Source organism: Oceanisphaera sediminis (genome assembly GCF_039539745.1).
Taxonomy (GTDB): Bacteria; Pseudomonadota; Gammaproteobacteria; order Enterobacterales; family Aeromonadaceae; genus Oceanimonas; species Oceanimonas sediminis.
Window position 1 is genome coordinate 65634 of sequence record NZ_BAABDS010000002.1, and the last position, 20758, is coordinate 86391.

20 protein-coding genes are annotated in these 20758 nt (G+C 57.9%); 10 read left to right on the forward strand and 10 right to left on the reverse strand.

Annotation, left to right across the window (positions count from 1 at the left end):
* Nucleotide 1 precedes the first annotated feature (1 nt).
* Entirely contained in the window at nt 2-838 is an 837-nt protein-coding gene (locus ABD827_RS00865) for a tetratricopeptide repeat protein (RefSeq protein WP_344961479.1), read from the forward strand.
* Between the two features lie 255 nt (nt 839-1093).
* On the opposite strand, the gene ABD827_RS00870 is transcribed toward ABD827_RS00865, so the two are convergent.
* The 3 genes from ABD827_RS00870 to ABD827_RS00880 are packed head-to-tail and all read right to left on the reverse strand — an operon-like array spanning nt 1094 to nt 3763.
* On the reverse strand, nt 1094-2431 hold the full coding sequence (locus tag ABD827_RS00870; RefSeq protein ID WP_344961481.1) for a sodium-dependent transporter: 1338 nt from the start codon (nt 2429-2431) through the stop codon (nt 1094-1096).
* A gap of 24 nt (nt 2432-2455) precedes the next feature.
* Complete coding sequence (locus ABD827_RS00875; protein WP_344961482.1) at nt 2456-3529, reverse strand: AI-2E family transporter; 1074 nt, start codon at nt 3527-3529, stop codon at nt 2456-2458.
* 12 nt (nt 3530-3541) lie between these two features.
* A complete protein-coding gene (locus ABD827_RS00880) occupies nt 3542-3763 on the reverse strand; it encodes a sulfurtransferase TusA family protein (protein ID WP_298715645.1) in 222 nt (73 codons plus the stop codon).
* Between the two features lie 119 nt (nt 3764-3882).
* Between ABD827_RS00880 and bepA the strand changes: the two genes are divergently transcribed.
* Nucleotides 3883-5325, forward strand: coding sequence for a beta-barrel assembly-enhancing protease (gene bepA, locus ABD827_RS00885; RefSeq protein WP_344961485.1), 1443 nt, complete (start codon nt 3883-3885; stop codon nt 5323-5325).
* Between the two features lie 56 nt (nt 5326-5381).
* On the opposite strand, the gene ABD827_RS00890 is transcribed toward bepA, so the two are convergent.
* Nucleotides 5382-5870, reverse strand: a complete 489-nt coding sequence (locus tag ABD827_RS00890) for a TlpA family protein disulfide reductase (protein WP_344961487.1) — start codon at nt 5868-5870, stop codon at nt 5382-5384.
* A 96-nt stretch (nt 5871-5966) separates the two neighbouring features.
* On the opposite strand from ABD827_RS00890, the gene arsC reads away from it, so the two are divergent.
* On the forward strand, nt 5967-6314 hold the full coding sequence (arsC, locus tag ABD827_RS00895; protein WP_344961489.1) for an arsenate reductase (glutaredoxin): 348 nt from the start codon (nt 5967-5969) through the stop codon (nt 6312-6314).
* Nucleotides 6314-6691: a DUF2069 domain-containing protein gene (locus ABD827_RS00900; protein WP_344961491.1), complete on the forward strand. Its 378-nt coding sequence runs from the start codon at nt 6314-6316 to the stop codon at nt 6689-6691. The genes arsC and ABD827_RS00900 overlap by 1 nt, the downstream gene beginning before the upstream one ends.
* Before the next feature lie 577 nt (nt 6692-7268).
* Here the strand turns inward: ABD827_RS00900 and ABD827_RS00905 are convergent.
* From ABD827_RS00905 to ABD827_RS00920, 4 genes are read right to left on the reverse strand one after another with little or no spacing between them, the layout of a single operon-like run.
* Entirely contained in the window at nt 7269-7961 is a 693-nt protein-coding gene (locus tag ABD827_RS00905; RefSeq protein WP_298715655.1) for an ABC transporter permease, read from the reverse strand.
* Nucleotides 7962-7964: 3 nt separating this feature from the next.
* Nucleotides 7965-8705, reverse strand: coding sequence for an ABC transporter permease (locus ABD827_RS00910; RefSeq protein ID WP_344961493.1), 741 nt, complete (start codon nt 8703-8705; stop codon nt 7965-7967).
* Nucleotides 8706-8753: 48 nt separating this feature from the next.
* Entirely contained in the window at nt 8754-9530 is a 777-nt protein-coding gene (locus tag ABD827_RS00915; RefSeq protein WP_298715659.1) for an ABC transporter substrate-binding protein, read from the reverse strand.
* A 53-nt stretch (nt 9531-9583) separates the two neighbouring features.
* The gene (locus ABD827_RS00920) at nt 9584-10351 is read right to left on the reverse strand and encodes an ABC transporter ATP-binding protein (RefSeq protein ID WP_344961496.1); all 768 of its coding nucleotides are present in this window, start codon (nt 10349-10351) and stop codon (nt 9584-9586) included.
* Nucleotides 10352-10748: 397 nt separating this feature from the next.
* Between ABD827_RS00920 and ABD827_RS00925 the strand changes: the two genes are divergently transcribed.
* From ABD827_RS00925 to ycaO, 3 genes are all read left to right on the forward strand, one after another.
* Nucleotides 10749-11657 carry a LysO family transporter gene (locus tag ABD827_RS00925; RefSeq protein WP_344961497.1) on the forward strand — a complete coding sequence of 303 codons (909 nt, stop codon included), beginning with the start codon at nt 10749-10751 and terminating at the stop codon, nt 11655-11657.
* 369 nt (nt 11658-12026) lie between these two features.
* Nucleotides 12027-13130, forward strand: coding sequence for an aspartate-semialdehyde dehydrogenase (gene asd / locus ABD827_RS00930; protein WP_344961563.1), 1104 nt, complete (start codon nt 12027-12029; stop codon nt 13128-13130).
* A gap of 578 nt (nt 13131-13708) precedes the next feature.
* Nucleotides 13709-15466, forward strand: a complete 1758-nt coding sequence (gene ycaO, locus ABD827_RS00935) for a 30S ribosomal protein S12 methylthiotransferase accessory factor YcaO (RefSeq protein ID WP_344961499.1) — start codon at nt 13709-13711, stop codon at nt 15464-15466.
* Nucleotides 15467-15541: 75 nt separating this feature from the next.
* On the opposite strand, the gene ABD827_RS00940 is transcribed toward ycaO, so the two are convergent.
* Entirely contained in the window at nt 15542-16276 is a 735-nt protein-coding gene (locus ABD827_RS00940; RefSeq protein ID WP_344961501.1) for a DsbA family protein, read from the reverse strand.
* A gap of 66 nt (nt 16277-16342) precedes the next feature.
* Nucleotides 16343-16966 (reverse strand): energy-coupling factor ABC transporter permease, encoded by a 624-nt coding sequence (locus ABD827_RS00945; RefSeq protein ID WP_344961503.1) that lies wholly within the window; start codon nt 16964-16966, stop codon nt 16343-16345.
* 277 nt (nt 16967-17243) lie between these two features.
* Here ABD827_RS00945 and ABD827_RS00950 point away from each other — a divergent pair, with 277 nt between their 5' ends.
* The 3 genes from ABD827_RS00950 to ABD827_RS00960 all read left to right on the forward strand — a co-directional run bounded on the left by ABD827_RS00950 (nt 17244) and on the right by ABD827_RS00960 (nt 20716).
* Entirely contained in the window at nt 17244-18191 is a 948-nt protein-coding gene (locus ABD827_RS00950) for a TAXI family TRAP transporter solute-binding subunit (RefSeq protein WP_344961505.1), read from the forward strand.
* Between the two features lie 136 nt (nt 18192-18327).
* On the forward strand, nt 18328-20340 hold the full coding sequence (locus ABD827_RS00955; protein WP_344961507.1) for a TRAP transporter permease: 2013 nt from the start codon (nt 18328-18330) through the stop codon (nt 20338-20340).
* 1 nt (nt 20341) lies between these two features.
* Nucleotides 20342-20716, forward strand: a complete 375-nt coding sequence (locus ABD827_RS00960; protein WP_344961509.1) for a DUF1850 domain-containing protein — start codon at nt 20342-20344, stop codon at nt 20714-20716.
* The last annotated feature ends 42 nt before the right edge of the window (nt 20717-20758 follow it).

Sequence of the window (20758 nt, forward strand, 5' to 3'; positions counted from 1 at the left end):
TATGATCGTTGACATCAATGTGCAGAATTTTCAGCAAGCGCTTATCGAAGCCTCCATGAACAAGACGGTGGTGATTTATTTTCACGCCCAGGCGGTGCCCGAATGCCAGCCCATGACGCCGCTGCTGGAGCGCCTTATCGGCGCCGACAACAGTCATATCGATCTGGCCAAGGTTGACGTGGAAGATCCGCAATTGCAGAGTCTGGCCTCACAGCTGGGTCTGCGTGGGCTGCCCGCCATGGTGGCTTTCAAGGACGGTCAGCCGGTCGATGTGCTGGAAGGGCCGCAGGATGAAAACGGCATCAAGCAGTTTCTGCAGTCCTATCAGCCCAACGAAGCCGAGCTGCTGCTGGATCAGGCCAAGCAGATGCTGGGCATGGATCCGCAAGCCGCCTATGGTCTGCTGCAACAGGCCCGGGCGCTGGAAGACACGGCCACCATTCGCCTCTGTCTGGCCGAAGCGGCGCTGGCGCTCAACAAGCTGGAAGAAACCAAGCAGCTGCTGGCCACCATCGGCATGGCGGATCAGGATGGTCAGTATCAGCATATTCTGGCTCGTCTGGAGTTGGCCGAAGAAGCCGCCGACAGCCCCGAGCTGCGTGAGCTGGAGCAGAAACTGGCCGCCGAGCCGGAGTCACTGGCACTGAAAGAAGAGCTGGCGGTACTGTATTTTCAGGCCGGCCGACAGGAAGAAGCCCTGCAGTTACTGACCGAGGTACTGCAAAAAGATCTGGCCTTTGGCGAAGCCAGAAAGCATTTTCTGGACATGCTCACCACCATGGGCGCCGACCCGGTTGCCTCCCGCTACCGTCGCAAGCTGTACAGCATGCTTTATTAAATTCCGGGATTCGGGGTTCGGGGTTCGGGGTTCGGGGTTCGGGGTTCGGGGTTCGGGGTTCGGGGTTCGGGGTTCGGGGTTCGTAACATCGTCACTCCGGCGAAGGCCGGAGTCCATCACATGATGCGCCACACCAATAAACGACATACGAGTCTGCACAATGGATTCCTGCCTGCGCAGGAATGACATCTGCAGACTCGGGGCATCAACCCCGAACTCCGGTTTTATTCCCCAGTCCCCAGTCCCCGCATTAACTTACCAGCTGGAACCGATGACCAGCAGCACCAGCAGCGGGCAGACGATGCGCACGTACCAGGGCCAGATGCGCCAGAACACACTGGATGCCAGTTCGGGCGAGCCCTGTACCAACTCTTCAAACAACTTGGCCCGCCCCCACATCCAGCCACCCAGCACACAGAAGCCCAGGCCGACCAGCGGCTGAATATTCTGGGTCGACAGCCGGATCACAAAGCCGAACAGGGCATCGAAATTCAGGCAGATGACCACGCTGAACAGCGCCAGCGCACCGCCCAGCAGCCAGGTCATCAAGGGACGTGAGGTCTTGAAGCGTTCGATACTGTAAGACACCGGCACTTCCAGCATGGAAATGGACGAGGTCAGCGCGGCGATGCCCATCAGCACGAAGAACACCAGTGCCATCACCAGCCCTATCGGCCCCATGGTATCAAACAGCGCCGGCAGCACCACAAACACCAGGGTATCGGAGCTGAGCAGACTGCCATCTTCCGCGAAGATGGTAACGCCGTTGTTCATGGCCACAAACATCGCCGGCAGTATCACCAGTCCGGCCAGAAAGGCCACGCCGGTATCGAGCAGCGTCACCTGAAAGGCCGTGCGCGGTATGTTCTCGTGCTTGTTCAGATAAGAGCCGTACATCAGCATGGAGCAACCGCCGATGGTCAGCGAGAAAAAGGCCTGGCCCATGGCGCTGATCAGCAGTCCCGGTTCGAAAACCTTGCTGAAGTCCGGCACCAGATAGTGCCTCAGGCCGGTCATGGCGCCGTCCTGGGTCAGTATGTAGAAGAACAGCAACAGAAACAGCACAAACAGCGCCGGCATCAGCCGCGCCGACCAGCGCTCTATGCCCCGACGTACCCCGGCCTGCACCACCAGAATGGTGAGCAGATAGAACACCAGGGTCCAGACGATGTTGCGCCCCAGACCAAAGGCCTGCAGCCATTCGGTGGCGCTATCCCAGCCCAGAATGCGAGTCACCGCCGCCGCCAGAAAGGCCAGCAGCCAACCGGCCACAATGGCATAGAACGACAGCACCAGGCTCGGCACCAGCATGCCCGCATAGCCCACCAGCGAGGACATGGCCTTTTGCAGCGGAGTACGACCCAGCTTGCGCACCGAGTCCACCGGATTGGCCTGGCCGTAACGACCGATGGCCACTTCCATCACCAGCATCGGGAAGGCCAGCATCATCACCAGCACCAGATAGGCGATCAGAAAGGCGCCACCGCCATTGCTGGCCGCCTGTGTCGGAAAGCCCCAGATATTGCCCAGCCCGACGGCCGCCCCGGCGGCGGCCATGATGAAGCCGAAGCGCGAGCCAAAGTGTTCTCTCACTGTATTTTCCTTATTGCTTTTGCATTAATTATTTATGTTGGCCGGTAGATCATCCTGCCTGGGCCAGGCGTTGATCACCGCCTTGACCAGGGTGGCCAGAGGAATGGCAAAGAACACCCCCCAGAATCCCCAGAGGCCACCAAACACCAGCACCGCCACGATAATGGCGATGGGGTGCAGGTTGACCGCCTCCGAAAACAGGATCGGCACCAGCACGTTGCCATCCAGCGCCTGAATGATGCCGTAGGCGACAATCAGGTAAAAGAAGGGCGGCGTAAAGCCCCACTGAAACAGCCCCACCATGGCCACCGGCACCGTGGCCGCCGCCGCGCCGATGTAGGGAATGAGCACCGAAAAACCCACCAGTACCGCCAGCAGCAGCGGGTAGCGCAGATCCAGCAGGATAAAGGTCAGATAACTGACCGATCCCACGATGAGGATTTCAATCACCTTGCCGCGTACATAGTTGGCGATCTGCACGTTCATTTCGTGCCACACCCGCGATACCAGCTCCCGGTTTTCAGGCAGAAAACGGTTGGTGCTCTGTAACAAGGCCCGCTTGTCCTTGAGCATGAAAAACACCAGCACCGACACCAGGATCAGGTACACCATCAACACCGCCGCATTGGTCAGCGAGCTGAGTGATACGCTGAGAATGGCGTCTGCCGAGCCCAGCAGGCGAGCGCGCAAGTCATCCAGCACATTCTGGATCAGGGTCACGTCCACCAACTCCGGATACCGCTCCGGCAGCGTCAGCAGCAGCTCTTGGGAACGGCCGATCATGGCGGGGATTTCCCGGGCCAGATTGGCCGTCTGCGACAAAAAGGTGGGTACTATGCTGATCAGCGACAATATCACCATCATGGCAAACAGCAGCTGCACCACGGCGGCAGCCAGCCAGCGCATCAGCCCCAGTCGCTCCATTCGGCTGACCGGCCAGTCCAACAGATAGGCAATGACCACGGCGGCGAAAAAAGGCGCCAATATATGGCCCATGAAATACACCACCACAAAGCCGAACAGCAGGCTCAGGAACAACGCAACGGCACCGGGGTCGGAAAACCGCTGTCGATACCAATGCTTAAGAATATCCAGCATGTAATAACTTCCTCATGATGCCTTGGTAATCATCAATATCAGCATTTCGCCATCGTCGGCCAGCACCTCAACGGCGTGGCCCATACGCGAAACATAAGCGGGTATATCCTGACGAGAGCCCGAGTCTCTCAGTAACAGCCGTAACTGCTGCCCGGCCTCGGCCGCTTTCAGCCAAAGCTTTACCCGAAGCAACGGCAGCGGACAGCGCCAGGCACTCGCATCCAGTATTTCCACCGTTCCTCCGGCCAAAAAAGAAAGGCATTATCCCTTTGTTATGGCTACCAAACAATGCTTGTTCCCCCTTATTGGGGCGAGTATTCTGCAGGGAGTGCACCATCAACCAGGTAACAAGAATGGGTTTTCATGCCACCAGGCTGGCGTTGGCTTTTTCTCTGCTGACACTGACGCCGCTACAGGCCGCCAACAGTCTGCCCGATATCGGCACCGCCGGCGTCAGCGCCATGTCGGTGGAGCGGGAAGCCCGCTTTGGTCAGGCGTTTATCCGCTTTGCCCGTTCCAATCAGCCGGTAAGCAACGATCCCGTGCTCAACGAATACGTCACCGATCTGGGTCTCAAACTATTGTCTCAGGCCGACTCGGTCCGGTTTCCATTCCGGTTTCTGTTGATCCGTGACGACAGCATCAACGCCAGCGCCTTTCTCGGTGGCGTGCTGCAGCTGCATACCGGCTTGTTCCTGTATGCAGAAAACGAAAGCGAACTGGCCTCGGTTATCGCCCACGAAATTACCCACGTTACCCAGCGCCATATCGCCCGCTATCTGGAATCCCAGTCGCGCAGTACCCCGCTGACCATCGCCGGACTGGTGGGCTCGGTGGCGCTGGCGGTGGTCAACCCACAGGCGGGTATGGCCGCACTGCAGACCACCCTGGGCCTGAAGATGCAGTCGGCCATCAACTATACCCGGGACAATGAATTCGAGGCGGATCGCATCGGCCTGCGTCTGCTCTACAACGCCGGCTTCGATCCCAATGCCATGGCCGGTTTTTTTCAGAAACTGGCCGACAAATATCAGTTTGCCAGCACGCCGCCGCCCATGCTGCTGACCCACCCGCTGCCCACCAGCCGCATTGCCGAAGCCCGCAGCCGGGCTCAGGACTATCCGGCCAAAAACTACCCGGCCAGCCTGGAGTTTCAGTTGGCCAAGGCCAGGATCATGGTGCGTTTTCAGCAATCCGGTGCCGTTGATTTACAGCGTTTCTTTGAACAGGCCGCCGTTGAGGGCGGCAACTGGCAAGCCGATGCCGCCCGTTATGGTCAGGCGCTGGCGCTGTTGCAGGTTAATGAATACGACAAGGCGCGCCCCCTGCTGGAAGCTTTAGCAAGCCGCCACGCCAACAACATCTTTATTCTCGATGCGCTGACCGACCTGGATAACGCACAGGATCGCTTCGATAGCGCCATTGCCCGGTTACAGCAAGCCCGGAAACAACGCCCCGATAATCAGGTGGTGATCATCAACCTGGCCGACAGCCTGATGCAGGCGGGTCGTCATCAGGACGCCGCCACCCTGCTCGACAATTATCTGCGCCGCCATCCGGAAAACCTGTTGGCCTGGGAGCTGATCGCTCAGGCCTACCGGCCGCTGAGTGACGAGTCTTCCTTCCGTCGGGCTCAGGCCGAAGTGGCGGCGCTGAAAGGTCAATACGATCTGGCGGTAGATCAGATGGAAATTGCCGCCAACCTGTCCAAAGACGCCATGCAGCGCGCCCGCCTCGGCGCCCGGCTGGAACAACTACGCCAGCAGCAAAAAGACTGGGATGCGTTGAGAAACTAACTGACAAACCCTGTGAGGGGTGAGGGGTGAGGGGTGAGGAATTTACGCCTCACACCTCACAAGCCGTTGTTTTTCGGCCAGTACCGGGCCTGCCAGCGGGCCAGATCTTCCGCCTTTAGTTCGCCCTGATGGCTGTCGACCAGCTTGCCGCGCGGGTTGATCACCAGGGTGGTCGGCAGTGCCCGCGGTGTTTCAAACGGCCAGGGGCCTTCCAGGCTGGCGGCCACCGGCATCGTCATTCGATAGTCCGTTTTCAAACGCTCCAGCTCGGCAGGAGGCAGAGCATCGAAGCTCACCGCCAATACTGCCGGACCCTCGGCGTCGCTGAGTTCGTTCCGCTCATTAAGCTCATTCAATAAGGGCATTTCCCGCAGGCAGGGGGCGCACCACTCGGCAAAATAGTTCACCACCAGCCACTGACCTCGATAATCGCTCAACTCGCGACGTTCACCATTCGACAAAGTCAGGGTGGCCGCATCACCACACCCCACCAACGAGGTCGCCAACAGCGACACCGCCAAAAACAAAGCCTGCTGTCTGCCCATATGCTGTACCCTCCGCACCAGCTTTTATACAATCATCCTAGTTATCACCCGCATATCACCCGAAACATAGCGACCACATGGTCACAGGAGTTCAGAATGAGCCTGACAATCTATCATAACCCCCGCTGTTCCAAGAGTCGGGAAACCCTCGCCCTGCTGGAACAAAAAGGGCTGAACCCCGAGATTATCAAATATCTCGATACCCCACCCGGCGCAGATCAACTCAAGACCCTGCTGACCCAGCTGGGCATGAGTTCGGCCCGGGAGCTGATGCGGACCAAGGAGCAGGAATACAAGGATCTGGGGCTGGCCGATGTGCAGGATGAAGACGCGCTGCTCGCCGCCATGACCGCTCATCCCCGGCTGCTCGAGCGCCCCATCGTGGTCAACAACAACCAAGCTGCCCTGGGTCGTCCGCCCGAGCAGGTACTGGACATTCTGTAATGAACATCAAACTGGCACGTTTGCTGGCACTGACCGGCTACCTTGGCCTGATCATCTGGGTTGCCCTCTGGCACAGCCTGCTCTCCCCGCACCCGGATCTCGGCGTCGGTTTCATGCTGGTGATGTGGCTGCCCTGGCTGTTTATTCCCATGAAAGGCATGATCAAGGGCAACCCCTATACCCATGCCTGGGCCGTTTACCTGCTGATGCCGTATTTTCTGCACTCGGCCACCCTGCTGTGGGTGGATGAAGGCGAGCGCTGGCTGGCGCTGGTCGAACTGCTGCTGGCCAGCACCATGTTCATCGGCAATACCTACTACGCCAAGTTGCGCGGTCGCGAGCTGGGGCTGAGTATTCGCAAGAAGAAAAAAACTTAACAGGCAGCGATCAGCTTTAAGCTATCAGCCGTAAGAAAAGACAAAAAAACCGAGTCTGCCGAAGACTCGGTTTTTTTGACCGCTTACAGCTATAGCCTGTCTCTTGGTCACAACTCTGTCAGCCCATAAGATACGCTCAGAGGCAACTGGGTAGCCTCTTCCGACACGCTAAACCGCATCCCTGCGACGCTCAGCACATGACGTCCTGTCATGTGATGGTCGACAGAGTCTATCCCAGCCGCCTCTTTTCAGGCTCCGAGTCGTCGGTGAGCACCACTGACAGACCACTCCGTTACCGATGGGAGAGCAAAGGGTGTCTGCTCAACCGACCATCCGCGCCAGGGATGGCTCGGTTTGAGCCCCCAGGGAGGGGTTTACGGCGTGTCGGCTGAGCAGTGCGCTTTGCCTGATGGCCTCATTAAGAACAACAAAAACTTGTGGCTAAGAGACAGGCTGTCAGCCGTAAGAAAAGAAAAAACCGAGCCTACACTGGCTCGGTTTTTTTATTTGGCTTGGCACTGTTTTTATCTTTGGCTGATCGTTGACAGCTTAAAGCTGACAACTGCTCTTGGCACTTTTAGTTCGTTCTGGGCTGAAGGTGCCGAGACCAGCGGTTTTCAAGCCGACGAAAGCCCCAGACCAGCAGGAAGGTCAGGCACATGTATACCAGACCCGCCGCCAGAAAGGCTTCGAAGGGCGAGTAGTAGCGCGAATTGACGATCCGCGCCGCGCCGGTGAGATCCACTATGGTGATCACCCCCGCCACCGCCGAGCCGTGCAGCATGAATATCACCTCGTTACTGTAGGCCGGCAGGGCCCGACGAAACGAGTTGGGCAGTATGATGCGTCGCAAGGTGGTCATGCGGTTCATGCCATAGGCATAGGCCGCTTCAATCTGCCCCTTGGGCATCGCATTGATCGAGCCACGAATAATCTCGGCGGTATAGGCGCTGGTATTGAGCGTGAAGGCCAGAATGGCGCAGAACCAGGCCTGACTGAACAGCTCCCAGGCGGCGGACTCCCGCAACCAGACCCACTGCCCGGCGCCGTAATAAATCAGAAACAGCTGTACCAGCAGCGGCGTGCCGCGAAAGAAGTAGATATAGGCCCAGGCCGGTCCCTTGAGCAGCCAGTTGGCACTGTTGCGCAATATGCCCAGCGGCACCGCAATCAGCAGCCCCAGCAACAGCGAGATGGCCACCAGAAACAGGGTGGTATAAAGCCCCTGCCAGTAGACGGTCCATTCATTGATGATGATTGAAAAATCCATTTCTTACCTCGTCTGAATGGCGTAGTGACGTTCTGCCCATTTGAGCATGGAGGTAGACAGGGTGGTAAACAGCAGGAAGATCACCGCCACCGCCATGTAAAAGGTAAAGGGCAGCTGAGTAGCGCCCGCCGCCAGCGAGGCCTTGCGCACCATGTCGTCCAGACCGATGATCGACACCAATGCCGTGGTCTTGAGCAATACCAGCCAGTTGTTACCCAGCCCGGGCAGGGCGTGGCGCATCATCTGCGGAAACAGAATGCGGCGAAACACCAGGGTCGAGCGCATGCCATAGGCCCGGGCTGCTTCCAGCTCGCCCTTGTCTACCGCCAGAATGGCGCCGCGAAAGGTTTCGGTCATGTAGGCGCCGAAGATAAAGCCAATGGTAACGATGCCGGCCATGAAGGGGCTGATTTCCACATAGTCGGGCAAATAACTGACCCATTCATGGCCGGGATCGCCGCCGCCGATCCAGTCGTTCAGCTTCTCGTTGAGCGAATAGAGTGAATTATTGAGTAGTACCTGACCGCCGAAGAAAATCAGCATCATCAGCACCAGATCGGGAATGCCCCGAATCACCGTGGTGTAACCGGTGGCGAGCCAACGGGCAGGTTTGAATGAGGAGAGTTTGGCCAGTGCCCCCAGCAATCCCAGGGTAACCGCCAGCAGTAATGATAACAGGGCCACCTGTATGGTGACTGCCGCCCCTTCCATCAGGGCGCCTTCGTATCCTTTCAGATCCAGCATAACGATGTCCTATCATATCGGCCCCGAAACGGGGCCGATAAACGCTGATTAACCGCCGTAAACGTCGTATTCAAAGTACTTGTTGTTCACTTCTTCGTATTTGCCGTTTTCACGCAGATCCTGAATGGCCTGATTGAGCATGTTTTTCAGCTGCTGATCCTGCTTGCGTACCGCAATACCGAAGCCTTCGCCGAACCATTGCTCATCGGTGACCGAAGGGCCGACAAATTCGAACTTATCGCCACCTTCCTTGTTGAGCAGGCCTTCCTCGATCGCCGTCGCATCCAGGAACACATAATCGATACGGCCGGACTTCAGATCCAGATAGGCTTCATCGGCGTTACCGTAGCGCACCAGCGATACATCACGGCCGAAGTTGTCGGTCAGGTACTTGTCGTGAGTGGTGGCGATTTGTACCCCCACCTTCTTGCCCTTGAGGCCTTCCTTGCTCAGATCGAGCGTGGTGCCTTTTTTGGTCACGAACTTGTTGGGGACCAGCGCGTATTTACCGGTAAAGTCCACGGTACGCTTGCGCTCTTCAGTGATCGACATGGCGGCAATAATGGCGTCGTATTTACGCGCCAGCAGTGCCGGAATAATGCCATCCCAGTCCTGTGCCACCAGCTCGCACTTCACCTGCATCTGCTCGCACAATGCATTGGCCATGTCCACGTCAAAGCCCTGCAGCTCGCCGCTTTCATCGGTCCAGGAGAACGGAGGATAAGCGCCTTCAATACCAAAACGTACGGTTTTCCATTCCTTTGCCTGAACCGCGCCTGCCGCCAGGCTGGCCATGATGGCGCCTGCTACCAACAGTTTTTTCATAAGTCTTGCTCCTTGTATTACGCCTTGTATCAATGGTTTATTATTCGCCGGTTTCAATAGGACGACGATATAAACTGCTTGAATCGCTCCGAGCTGGGGTTGGCAAACACCTGCTTGGGATCGCCCTGCTCTTCCACCAGACCCTGATGCAAAAATATCAGTTTGTTGGAGACTTCCCGGGCAAAACTCATTTCGTGGGTCACCACCAGCATGGTGCGGCCTTCTTCGGCCAGCCCCCGCATGACGCCCAGTACCTCGCCGACCAGCTCGGGATCCAGCGCCGACGTGGGTTCATCGAACAACATCACCTCGGGATCCACCGCCAGCGCCCGGGCAATCGCCGCCCGCTGCTGCTGACCGCCCGACAAGTGGCTGGGGTAATATTCCCGCCGTTCATAGAGCCCGACCTTTTGCAGCAGCGCCTCGGCCTTTTCGATGGCCTCTTTCTTCGGCACCTTGAGCACATGCACCGGCACTTCGATGATGTTCTCCAATATAGTCATATGGGACCATAAATTGAAACTCTGGAACACCATGGCCAGCCGGGAGCGAATGCGCTCGACCTGACGCATACTGACCGGCTCACGTTCGCCGGCCTTGTTGGTGCGCATTTCGATCAACTCGCCATGCAGCCGTACTTCACCGGCCGATGGGGTTTCCAGCAGATTGATACAGCGTAAAAAGGTGGACTTACCGGATCCGGAAGAACCGATAATGGAAATAACGTCGCCGTTGTCGGCTTTTAAATCGATGCCTTTCAGCACTTCCAGGGAGCCGTAGTGTTTGTGCAGTCCCGACACTTCCAGGGCAGCTTTACTCATCCGTTAGACCCTTGTTCCCGATGCCGACAAGGCGGCATAGTTGCGTTCATGGTTAACAGCTTGTTAACCGCTGTGAAGAAAACTACCATCTGTTTGCCCTAATAACAACAGAATCTACTTTTCAAAAGCCTGCAAGTTGGTTTTTTATACACAATAAACCCTCACTGGCAGTATAATATTATGCAAAAATATCGAATAAATTATCAAGCAGGAATGTTTTTGCTGCATTAACTGCCGTCGGCAACTTCACGATTGTTGCGCGAGCTCTCGACACCGAGCACAAGGTCACACCGCACATATTTCGGCTTTTTTTTCCATTTCGGCTCACGTATCCTGTCGTCAATGGAATATAGCGGTTAAAAAACCCGCTGAATCAACAAATTGGAAGATAAACCCTATGTACTCCGGCTTACTTATCGTGTTGTTGCCTCTGGCGCTGGGCTATTGTGTCCCCTGCCGTTCCCAGTCGATCCTGCATGTTATCAATGTGTCGGTGGCACGTATGGTCTATCTGATCCTGTTCCTGATGGGCATCAGCCTGGCTTTCGTCGATAACCTGACCGCCCACCTGGGCACCATTTTTACCGTCTGTGTGGTGTTTCTTTTCTGTACGACCCTCGCCAACCTGACCGGACTCTGGCTGCTGGATGTACGCCGCGGCCGGGTCAGTGGCGAACGCGGCGCGCCCGTTATCAGCAAATGGTCGCTGCTGCTGGACTCGGTCTGGCTGTGCCTGGTCATTCTCGCCGGTGTGGTGCTGGGGCAATTTCTCGACCCGGAGTGGTTTGCCGTCGACACCCTGAGCGAGTGGGCGCTGATGTTGCTGTTGTTGCTGATCGGCATTCAGTTGCGTAATTCCGGCATGAAACTGCGGCAGATATTGCTCAATCCCTGGGGCCTGACCATAGCGCTGGTGGTCATGGTCAGCTCCTGGGGCGGCGGCCTGGCCGGAGCCTGGCTGCTGAACATGCCGCTGAGTCATGGCCTGGCCTTTTCGTCCGGCTATGGCTGGTATTCGCTGTCGGGCATCCTGATCAGCGACCAGCTGGGGCCGGTGATGGGCAGCGCCGCCTTCCTCAACGATCTGGCCCGCGAGCTGGTCGCCATCATGATGATTCCGGCGCTGATGCGCCGACATCCGTCCTGCGCCATCGGCTACGGCGGGGCCACCGCCATGGACTTTACCCTGCCGGTGTTGCAGCGCTCCGGCGGCGTGGCCATAGTGCCGGTGGCCATCGTCTCCGGCTTCATTTTAAGCCTGGCGGCGCCGGTTTTCATCCTCGCCTTTCTGTCGCTCGGCGGCTGAGTCGCTACCGCCGTCTTTCCTTTATTTCTTGCACCTTTTTGCTCAATCAGTATGGTGAATAGGGTCTGTTGACCTTTCGAGATGATTTTTGCAGCAGTTTGTGGGGGCTTGATACAAGGCAGCGCTTATGCCGTGTAGTCACTCTACATAAATAAGCGATAACGCAGTAGCAAGCCCCCACAAGCGCTGCCCTGCGGGTTCGGCTAAACGCGCTTTTCTCTTTGTTGAGAGGGCTTTGCTTAGAATGCTAGGCTACTCCCCTCTCGCCGCGATAAAAGCGCGTTTAACTCGAACAAAATTTCACCGCGAAAGGTCAACAGACCCTAGGGTATTTTGGTTTATTCACTTCCAAGGGAAGGACATTTGATGATGAAAACGGTAGGTCTGGTCGGTTGGCGCGGTATGGTGGGCTCGGTATTGATGAGCCGTATGGTGGAAGAAGGTGATTTTTCGCGTATTAAACCGGTTTTTTTCACCACCTCTCAGGCGGGTCAGCCTGCCCCCGACTTCGGCACCGATGCCGGTACCCTGCAGAACGCCTACGACATCGAGGCCCTCAAGGCGCTGGATGTGGTACTGACCTGCCAGGGCGGCGATTACACCAAGGAAGTCTACCCCAAGCTGCGTGCCGCCGGCTGGAACGGCTACTGGATTGACGCCGCCTCTGCCCTGCGCATGGACGATGAAGCGCTGATCGTGCTGGATCCGGTCAACGGCAAGCAGATTCAACAAGCACTGGACAATGGCGCCAAAACCTTCGTCGGCGGCAACTGCACCGTCAGCCTGATGCTGATGGCGCTGGGCGGCCTGTTCGAAAAAGATCTGGTCGAATGGGTGGCAGTCTCCACCTATCAGGCGGCCTCCGGCGGCGGTGCCCGTCACATGCGCGAGCTGATCACCCAGATGGGCATGCTGCGTGACGAAGTGGCCGACGAGCTGGCCGATCCCGCCTCTGCCATTCTCGAGCTGGAACGCAAAGTCACCGAGAAGACCCGCAGCGGCGATTTGCCGGTCGACAACTTCGGTGTGCCACTGGCCGGCAGCCTGATCCCCTGGATCGACTCCCAACTGGAAAACGGTCAGAGCCGCGAAGAATGGAAAGGTCAGGCCGAAACCAACAAGATCCTCGGTATCGAGCAGGCCATTCCGGTTGACGGCCTGTGCGTGCGCGTCGGCGCCCTTCGCTGCCACAGCCAGTCGTTTACCATCAAGCTGAAAGAAGACATCTCCATTGCCGAAGTCGAGAAGCTGCTGGCCAGCCACAACGACTGGGTCAAGGTGATTCCCAACGACCGTCAGCTGTCGATGGAAGAACTGACCCCCGCCGCCGTGACCGGTACCCTGAGTGTACCGGTTGGCCGTCTGCGCAAGCTGAACATGGGCCCGCAATACCTGTCTGCCTTCTCGGTTGGCGACCAGCTGCTGTGGGGTGCCGCCGAGCCCCTGCGCCGCATGCTGCACCTGCTGCCGTAAGCGACGTCTTGGTTTTGGTGTTCAAAAGCCCGCCACCCGGCGGGCTTTTTCATGGTGATTGGCCAATATCAAAAACGTGATGAATACCCGGCTTGAATAAAGACCTGATATTTTTAAACCTGTGCTCATAGGCAACACAGCCGACTCCCACGACACGCCATGGGCTAAGGACATCTGCGTTTGGCGATGGCTGCAAACATTCACTGGATGTTTAGTCCATCACCAAACTTGATGCAGGCAGCAAGCTGCCCCCTGAGGGCTCGGAAATGCCGTCCATGGCATTTCACGGTCGTGGTAGTCGATCTCTGTTGCCTCTTCTTGAACATCGAGTTATCTGCCGACAGCACCCACCGACAGCTCAGGTGCATCAAGGAGGACAAAGGGATCTGCTCCGCCGACCTTCTGTTTCAGGGATGAAACAGAGAGCGTACACGGAGGTATTCATAGCGAGTCGGCGGAGCGGGCCCTTTGTCCGGTATTTGCTGGCCCAACGGCCATTGATGATCTCGCTTGTTCAATTTCTGCGCGCGGGTTAGGATCTGCCCCCATTTTTGCCGATCACACCCAAGGACTCCCCCATGAAAACCTTTATCCCCAGCAAAGACGCCGCGCTAGAGGATTCCATCAGCTATTTTCAGCAGCAGCTAAGTACCCTGGGCTTTGATATCGAGGAAGCCTCCTGGCTTAACCCGGTACCCAATGTGTGGTCGGTACATATTCGCGACAAAGACTGCCCGCTGTGCTTTACCAACGGCAAGGGCGCCAGCAAAAAAGCGGCGCTGGCCTCGGCACTGGGTGAATACTTCGAGCGTCTGGCTACCAACTACTTCTTTGCCGATTTCTACCTCGGCCAGGACATCGCCAACGGCGACTTCGTGCACTACCCCAACGAAAAGTGGTTTGCACTGCCGGCCGACAACGGCCTGCCCGCAGGTGTGCTCGACGACTATACCCGTGGTTTCTACGACCCCGACGGCGAGCTGACCGCCGATATGCTGATCGATCTGCAGTCCGGCAACGAAGAACGTGGCATCTGCGCCCTGCCCTTCGAGCGCCAGGGCGACAACCAGACCGTGTATATTCCGATGAACATCGTCGGCAACCTCTATGTCTCCAACGGCATGAGCGCCGGCAACACCCGCACCGAAGCCCGCACTCAAGGGTTGTCCGAGGTGTTCGAGCGCCATATCAAAAACCGCATCATTGCCGAGCGTATCAGCCTGCCGACCATTCCGGCCGAGGTAATGGCCCGCTACCCGCATATTCAGGAGCCCATCGCGGCACTGGAGGCGGAAGGCTTTCCCATTCACGCCTTTGACGCCTCGCTGGGCGGCGCCTATCCGGTGATCTGCGTGGTGCTGTTCAACCCGAGCAACAGCACCTGCTTTGCTTCCTTCGGCGCTCACCCGCGCTTCGAAGTGGCGCTGGAGCGTACCGTGACCGAGCTGCTGCAGGGCCGCAGCCTGAAGGATCTGGACGTGTTCGTACCGCCGTCTTTCGAAGATGACGAAATTGCGGATCATCACAACCTGGAAACCCACTTCATCGACTCTTCCGGCTTGATCAGCTGGGACATGTTCAAGGATGAGGCCGACTATGAATTTGCCGACTGGGATTTCAGCGGCAGCTCGGAGCAGGAATTCAATCACCTGATGGCCATCTTCAACCAGCTGGAGCAGCCGGTGTACATCGCCGATTACGAGCATCTGGGCGTGTATGCCTGTCGTATTCTGGTGCCCGGCATGTCCGATATCTACCCGGTAGAAGATTTGCAACTGGCCAACAACAGCATGGGCGCCGGCCTGCGCGCCACCCTGCTCAGCCTGCCCGCCAGCGATGCGGACGCCGAGCAACTGATGGGCCTGTACGAACTGCTGGAAGAAGAAGGGCTGGACGACTTTACCCGGGTGCGCGAGCTGATCGGCATAGCACCGAACAAGGGCACCGCCTGGCATACCCTGCGGGTAGGCGAGCTCAAGTGCATGCTGGCACTGGCCGCCGGTGAGCAGGAAACCGCACTGGAATACGCCGACTGGACCCTAAGCTTCAACGCATCTGTCTTTACCGACGAGCGCCACCGCTACTACCGCTGCCTGAAAGCGGCACTGGAACTGCACCTGTCGGAAGAGCGCGAACCGGCCCAATACCGTTCGGCTTTCGAAAGCATGTTCGGTGCCGACACCGTGGAACAGGTATGGCAGCAAATCGATGGCAGCGCCCGTTTCCACGGTCTGACCCTGGCCGACGAAAGCCTGCAGGACTTTGCCGCCCATCAGGCACTGCTGGCCACCTACGAGAAGCTGCAAAACGCCAAGCGTAAAGCCAGCTGGAAGTAAGAGCCGGAACTGGGGAATGGGGAATGGGGAATGGGGACTGGGGAATTGTACTCCCCAATCCCTAATCCCTAATCCCTACGATTTCTTATCTTTCAGCAGGTCCTTCAGGGCGGCGGCATCGATGGCGCCCGGGATAAGGGTGCCGTCGGGGAACACCAGTGCCGGCGTGCCGTTCAGGCCCAGGCTGCGGAACAGGCTCAGGTTCTGGCTCAGCTTGTCGGCAATGTCCTTGCTGTCGGCGGTCTGCTGCAGTGTCTTGGCATCCAGCCCGGCCTTGTCGGCAATGGTGGCCAGGGCGGCGGTCTGCACGCGTTGCTGGCTCATCAACGCCTGATGCAGCTCTTCATACTGACGAGGCGCCTCCTGGGCGGCGGCCAGTGCCAGTCGTGCCGCCTGTACCGAGTCGGGCCCCAGAATACCGATATCCTTGACGATCACCTTCAGCTCCGGCTCGTCGGCAATCACTTCGTTCAGGCTCTTGTTCATGCGGCGGCAATAGGGGCAGTTATAGTCGGTGAAGTACACCATTTCTATCTTGCCCCTGGGGTTGCCCATGATGCCGTCGGTGCGATTGGCAAACAGCTGGGCCGACTGCTGCTTCAGTTGCTTGGCAAACTCCTGCTGCTGGGCCATCTTGTCTTTTTCTTCCAGCTTGATAATGGCTTCGCGCAGGATTTCCGGCTGCTCCAGCAAGGTTTCGCGCACCAGTTTCTGGAACTCTTCACGGCTCATGTCCGCCTGGGCCGGGGTGGCGGCCAGCAGGCCCAGCGCCAGTATGGAGGCAAGTGGTTTCAATACTCGAGGGGTCATCAGTTTCTCACTTCAGATTGAGTTATCGGAGCAGACTACCAGACAGACACCGCCATCAGAAGAGCCCTACTTGTTAATCAGATAGTCGCGATCGAAAAAAGTATTCATCCATCGGGGTTTGAACACCACCAGCAGGGTAATGGCCATGCCGTTGAGCAGGGCTTCGGGAAACAGCAGCAGCGGCATAATGCCGACATAGTTATCCATCACCACCTGCCCGCTGTATTGTCCGGACCACACCATATAACCGGCAAAGGTCAGCATCTTGAGCGCTATGGTCAGGGCCGCATTGAAGAAGCCGGCAACGAAGATGTAGACGAACAGGTGCCGATACAGATAGCTATAGGTCAGCAGAAACACGAAATAGCTGAACGACAGCGGCACTATCACTCCCAGCAGCCAATTGGCGCCAAAATCCGGCCAGGGTTCAAAACCGAACAGGGTGATCAGCAGCAGGCTCAGGCTGCCCATCAAGATGCCCATTCGCCAGCCCAGCATCAGCACCATGGTGGTCAGGCCGAGAAAGTGCACCTCCAGCCCGTCCTTGACGCCGGCCTGCAGCATCCACAGCGGCACCAGGGCGATGGCCGCGCCAAAACTCAAATGCTGACGGGTCTTGTCCGCCAGCCAGGCTCGCCAGTCAAGGTTCCAGGCGGCCAGTAACAGCGCCAGCATGCTCGGTAAAATCAAAGAAGACTCCTTTCCGGATCCGGGTATCTCAGAGACAGAACTGCATCCAATAATACTACATGCCCGCCCCAAACTGCATCGTGATGCCCTCGCCCCATAGAGTCCATGAGTTTCCGAAGAATCAGAACACTTTAGACATGACATTCTGAGAATACAGAATAGCCATTTAATTAACCCATAAAAATCAAACACTTAAAAACAAAATCAGCTTCTGAAAAATGGCATCAAAACTGCAACATTATTGCTGCAATATCATAACCAACAAGGAAGCCAACCAATGAAGGTCATCAAACACTGTGTGCTCGGCGCCACCCTGGCGTTATCGATTACCGCCACCCAGGCCACCGAATTCATCAACGTGCTTACCGGCGGGACCAGCGGCGTCTATTACCCGCTGGGCGTCGCCATTTCCCAGTTGTACGGCAAGCAGATTCCCGATGCCAAGGTACAGGTGCAAGCCACCCGCGCCTCGGTAGAAAACCTGACCCTGCTCGAACGTGGCCGCGGTGAAATCGGCTTTGCCCTGGCCGACAGCGTGGGTGATGCCTGGAACGGCGTAGAAGAAGCCGGTTTCAAGGCGCCACTGTCAAAACTGCGTGCCGTGGGCGCCACCTATTCCAACTACATCCAGATCGTGGCGCGGGCCGACAGTGGCATCACCAGTCTGGAAGATCTGAAGGGCAAGCGCATTTCGGTCGGCGCGCCGCGCTCCGGCACCGAGCTGAATGCCCGCGCCATCTTCAAGGCCGCCGGCATGAGCTACGACGACTTTTCCCGCACCGAATACCTGCCCTTCGGTGAATCGGTCGAGCTGATGAAAAACCGCCAGCTGGACGCCACCCTGCAATCTGCCGGTCTCGGTATGGCTGCCTTTCGCGATCTGGCTTCCCATGCTCCCGTGGTATTCGTGTCCATTCCCGCCGAGCTGGTCACCAATATCGGCAACGATGCCTATCGTCCCAGCATGATTCCCGCAGGTACCTATACCGGCCAGAACAGCGATGTGCCTACCGTGGCTATCAGCAACCTGCTGATCACTCATGAAAAAGTATCCGACGACACCGCCTATGAAATGGCCAAACAGGTCTATGAGAACCTGTCTGCTCTGCGCAATGCCCATAGTGCAGCCGAAGGCATTACCGCAGAAGGCGCCGTGCAGGGCCTCCCCCTGCCGCTGCACCCGGGCGCAGAACGTTACTACAAGGAAAAAGGTCTGTTGAACTGACAGATCGGGGCCATCGGTTATTTTCGGACTGTGGCCCCCATCACGAGTAACCAGAACCTATATCGAGTCCGTTATCGACGGCAATCGTATAAACTACAGCCCGACCGAATATCGGCGGACGGGCTGAGGAGTGATAATGAGCGAACCCCAAACCCGACCTCAGGCGCTTGTGTTTTATGGTGCCCTGGCTTTTTCAATTTTCCAAATTGTCACCGCCGCCTTCAGCCCCCTGTCCACCACTGTGGTACGGGCCGTGCATGTCGGCTTTCTGCTGTTTCTGGTTTACCAGCTTTACGGTGCTCGCGGCCAGCGTCTGTCTCGCCCCTCGGTCTGGAGCCTGCTGCTGGGAGCTACAGCCCTGCTGTTCGCCTTCTACCACTGGTGGTTCGAGGCGGACCTCATTTATCGCGCCGGAGACATGAACCAGACCGACTGGATCATAGGCAGCGTCACCCTGTTGATGGTGTTCGACGCCGCCCGCCGACTGATGGGCTGGGCGTTGCCCATGATTTGTCTGAGCTTCGTCGCCTATGCCCTGCTCGGCCAGCATCTACCCGATGTACTGATGCACCGAGGCTACGGTCTGGATCAAGTGGTGTCGCAACTGGCCTTCAGTACCGAGGGCATCTACGGCACTCCGACCTATGTTTCGTCCAGCTACATCTTCCTGTTTATCCTGTTCGGCGCCTTTCTCGAACAGGCCGGCATGCTCAAACTGTTCAACGACGTGGCCATCGGCTCTGTTGGCCATACCCGTGGTGGTCCGGCCAAGGTGTCGGTATTGTCTTCAGGCATGATGGGCACCATCAACGGATCCGGTGTGGCCAACGTGGTCAGCACCGGTCAGTTCACCATCCCACTGATGAAGAAATTCGGCTACAAGTCCGACTTCGCCGGTGCGGTGGAAGCCACCAGCTCCATGGGCGGCCAGATCATGCCGCCGGTAATGGGTGCCGTCGCCTTCATCATGGCTGAAACCATCAACGTACCCTATGTGGACATCACCAAGGCCGCCTTGATCCCCGCCGTGCTCTATTTCTTTACCGTGTTCCTGATGGTGCATCTGGAAGCGGGTCGGGCCGGCCTCAACGGCCTGCCCAAGGCCGAATGCCCCAATCCGCTGGCCGCCCTCAAACAACGCTGGTATCTGCTGCTGCCGCTGGTGGCGCTGGTGGTCATGCTGTTCTCCGGTTTTACCCCGCTGTTTGCAGGCATGATGGGACTGGCCCTGACGGTGGTGTTAATCATGGGTAACGGCATCGCCAGACACCTGGGCGCCAGAGGCCTGCGCTACGCCTTCTGGGTGGGGCTGGGCCTGGCCTGTGCCAGCTTCAACCATTTCGGCATCATCGCCATTTTCGTGATCGTCGCCATCCTGACAGTGCTGCTGCTGGTCAAGCGTGAACAGACCATTCTCAGTACCGTGGTCAACGCCCTCTATCAGGGTGCCCTGCATGCCCTGCCGGTCGGTGTGGCCTGTGCCCTGGTCGGGGTCATCATAGGGGTTATCTCGCTGACCGGTGCCGCCACCATAGTCGCCGGTTTCATTATTCAGCTGGGCGAGCACAGCCTGCTGCTGTCGCTGGTGCTGACCATGTTCACCTGTCTGGTGCTGGGCATGGGCATCCCCACCATTCCCAACTACATCATCACCAGCTCCATCGCCGCCCCCGCCTTGCTGGAACTCGGTGTGCCCTTGATCGTGTCGCACATGTTCGTGTTCTATTTCGGCATCATGGCCGATCTGACACCGCCGGTGGCGCTGGCCGCCTTCGCCGCTTCCCCCATCGCCAAGGCCTCGGGCCTGCGGATCGGCATGCGCTCACTGCAAATCGCCATCGCCGGCTTCGTGGTGCCCTACATGGCGGTTTATGCCCCCGAATTGATGTTGCAGGGCGATGCGGGCCTGGTGGCGACCGTCTTCGTGGTGTTCAAGGCACTGCTGGCGGTGTCGCTATGGGGAATGGGTGCTATCGGCTTCTGGCTGCGACCCTTCGGCTGGACGGAACGTCTGCTTGCCATCGCCGCCGCCGCGCTGCTGGTGTTCTCGCTGCCCTTTACCGATGAAATCGGTCTGGCTCTTGCCGCCCTGCTGCTTGGCCGCCACTGGCTGCAGTTCCGGCGCCAGCGGCAGCTGGCGGTAGCCTGATATGCTGTGTCTGGCGTCCGCCACCACCACAGTAATGCTGCTGACCGGCAGCATTACCCTGAGCTGGGACCACTCGGTGGAAAAAACGCGCTGGCAGGAACAGTACCAGGTAACCAACAACCAGTTGCACCTGGTGGCCGCCAGCGTGCAAGGCTCGGGGGCCGGCATGGAGCCGCCCCCCGGTGCACGACTGGAACGGGGCGCATGGCGTTGGCAACCGGATCTGTGGCTGGAACAGCTCACCCTTGCCAGCTCCGAGTTTACCGGAGATTATACCCTGTGCCTGGACTCGGGCCAGTGCCGACCGCTTCAACACTGGCTGCCGCCCGGGCACAGCGTTACCCTCACTCCCTGTGATGCACCGGAGGTCCACTGAAGTTTCCATCGATCAAGAAACGGCTGCTATGGCTGTTCGGCC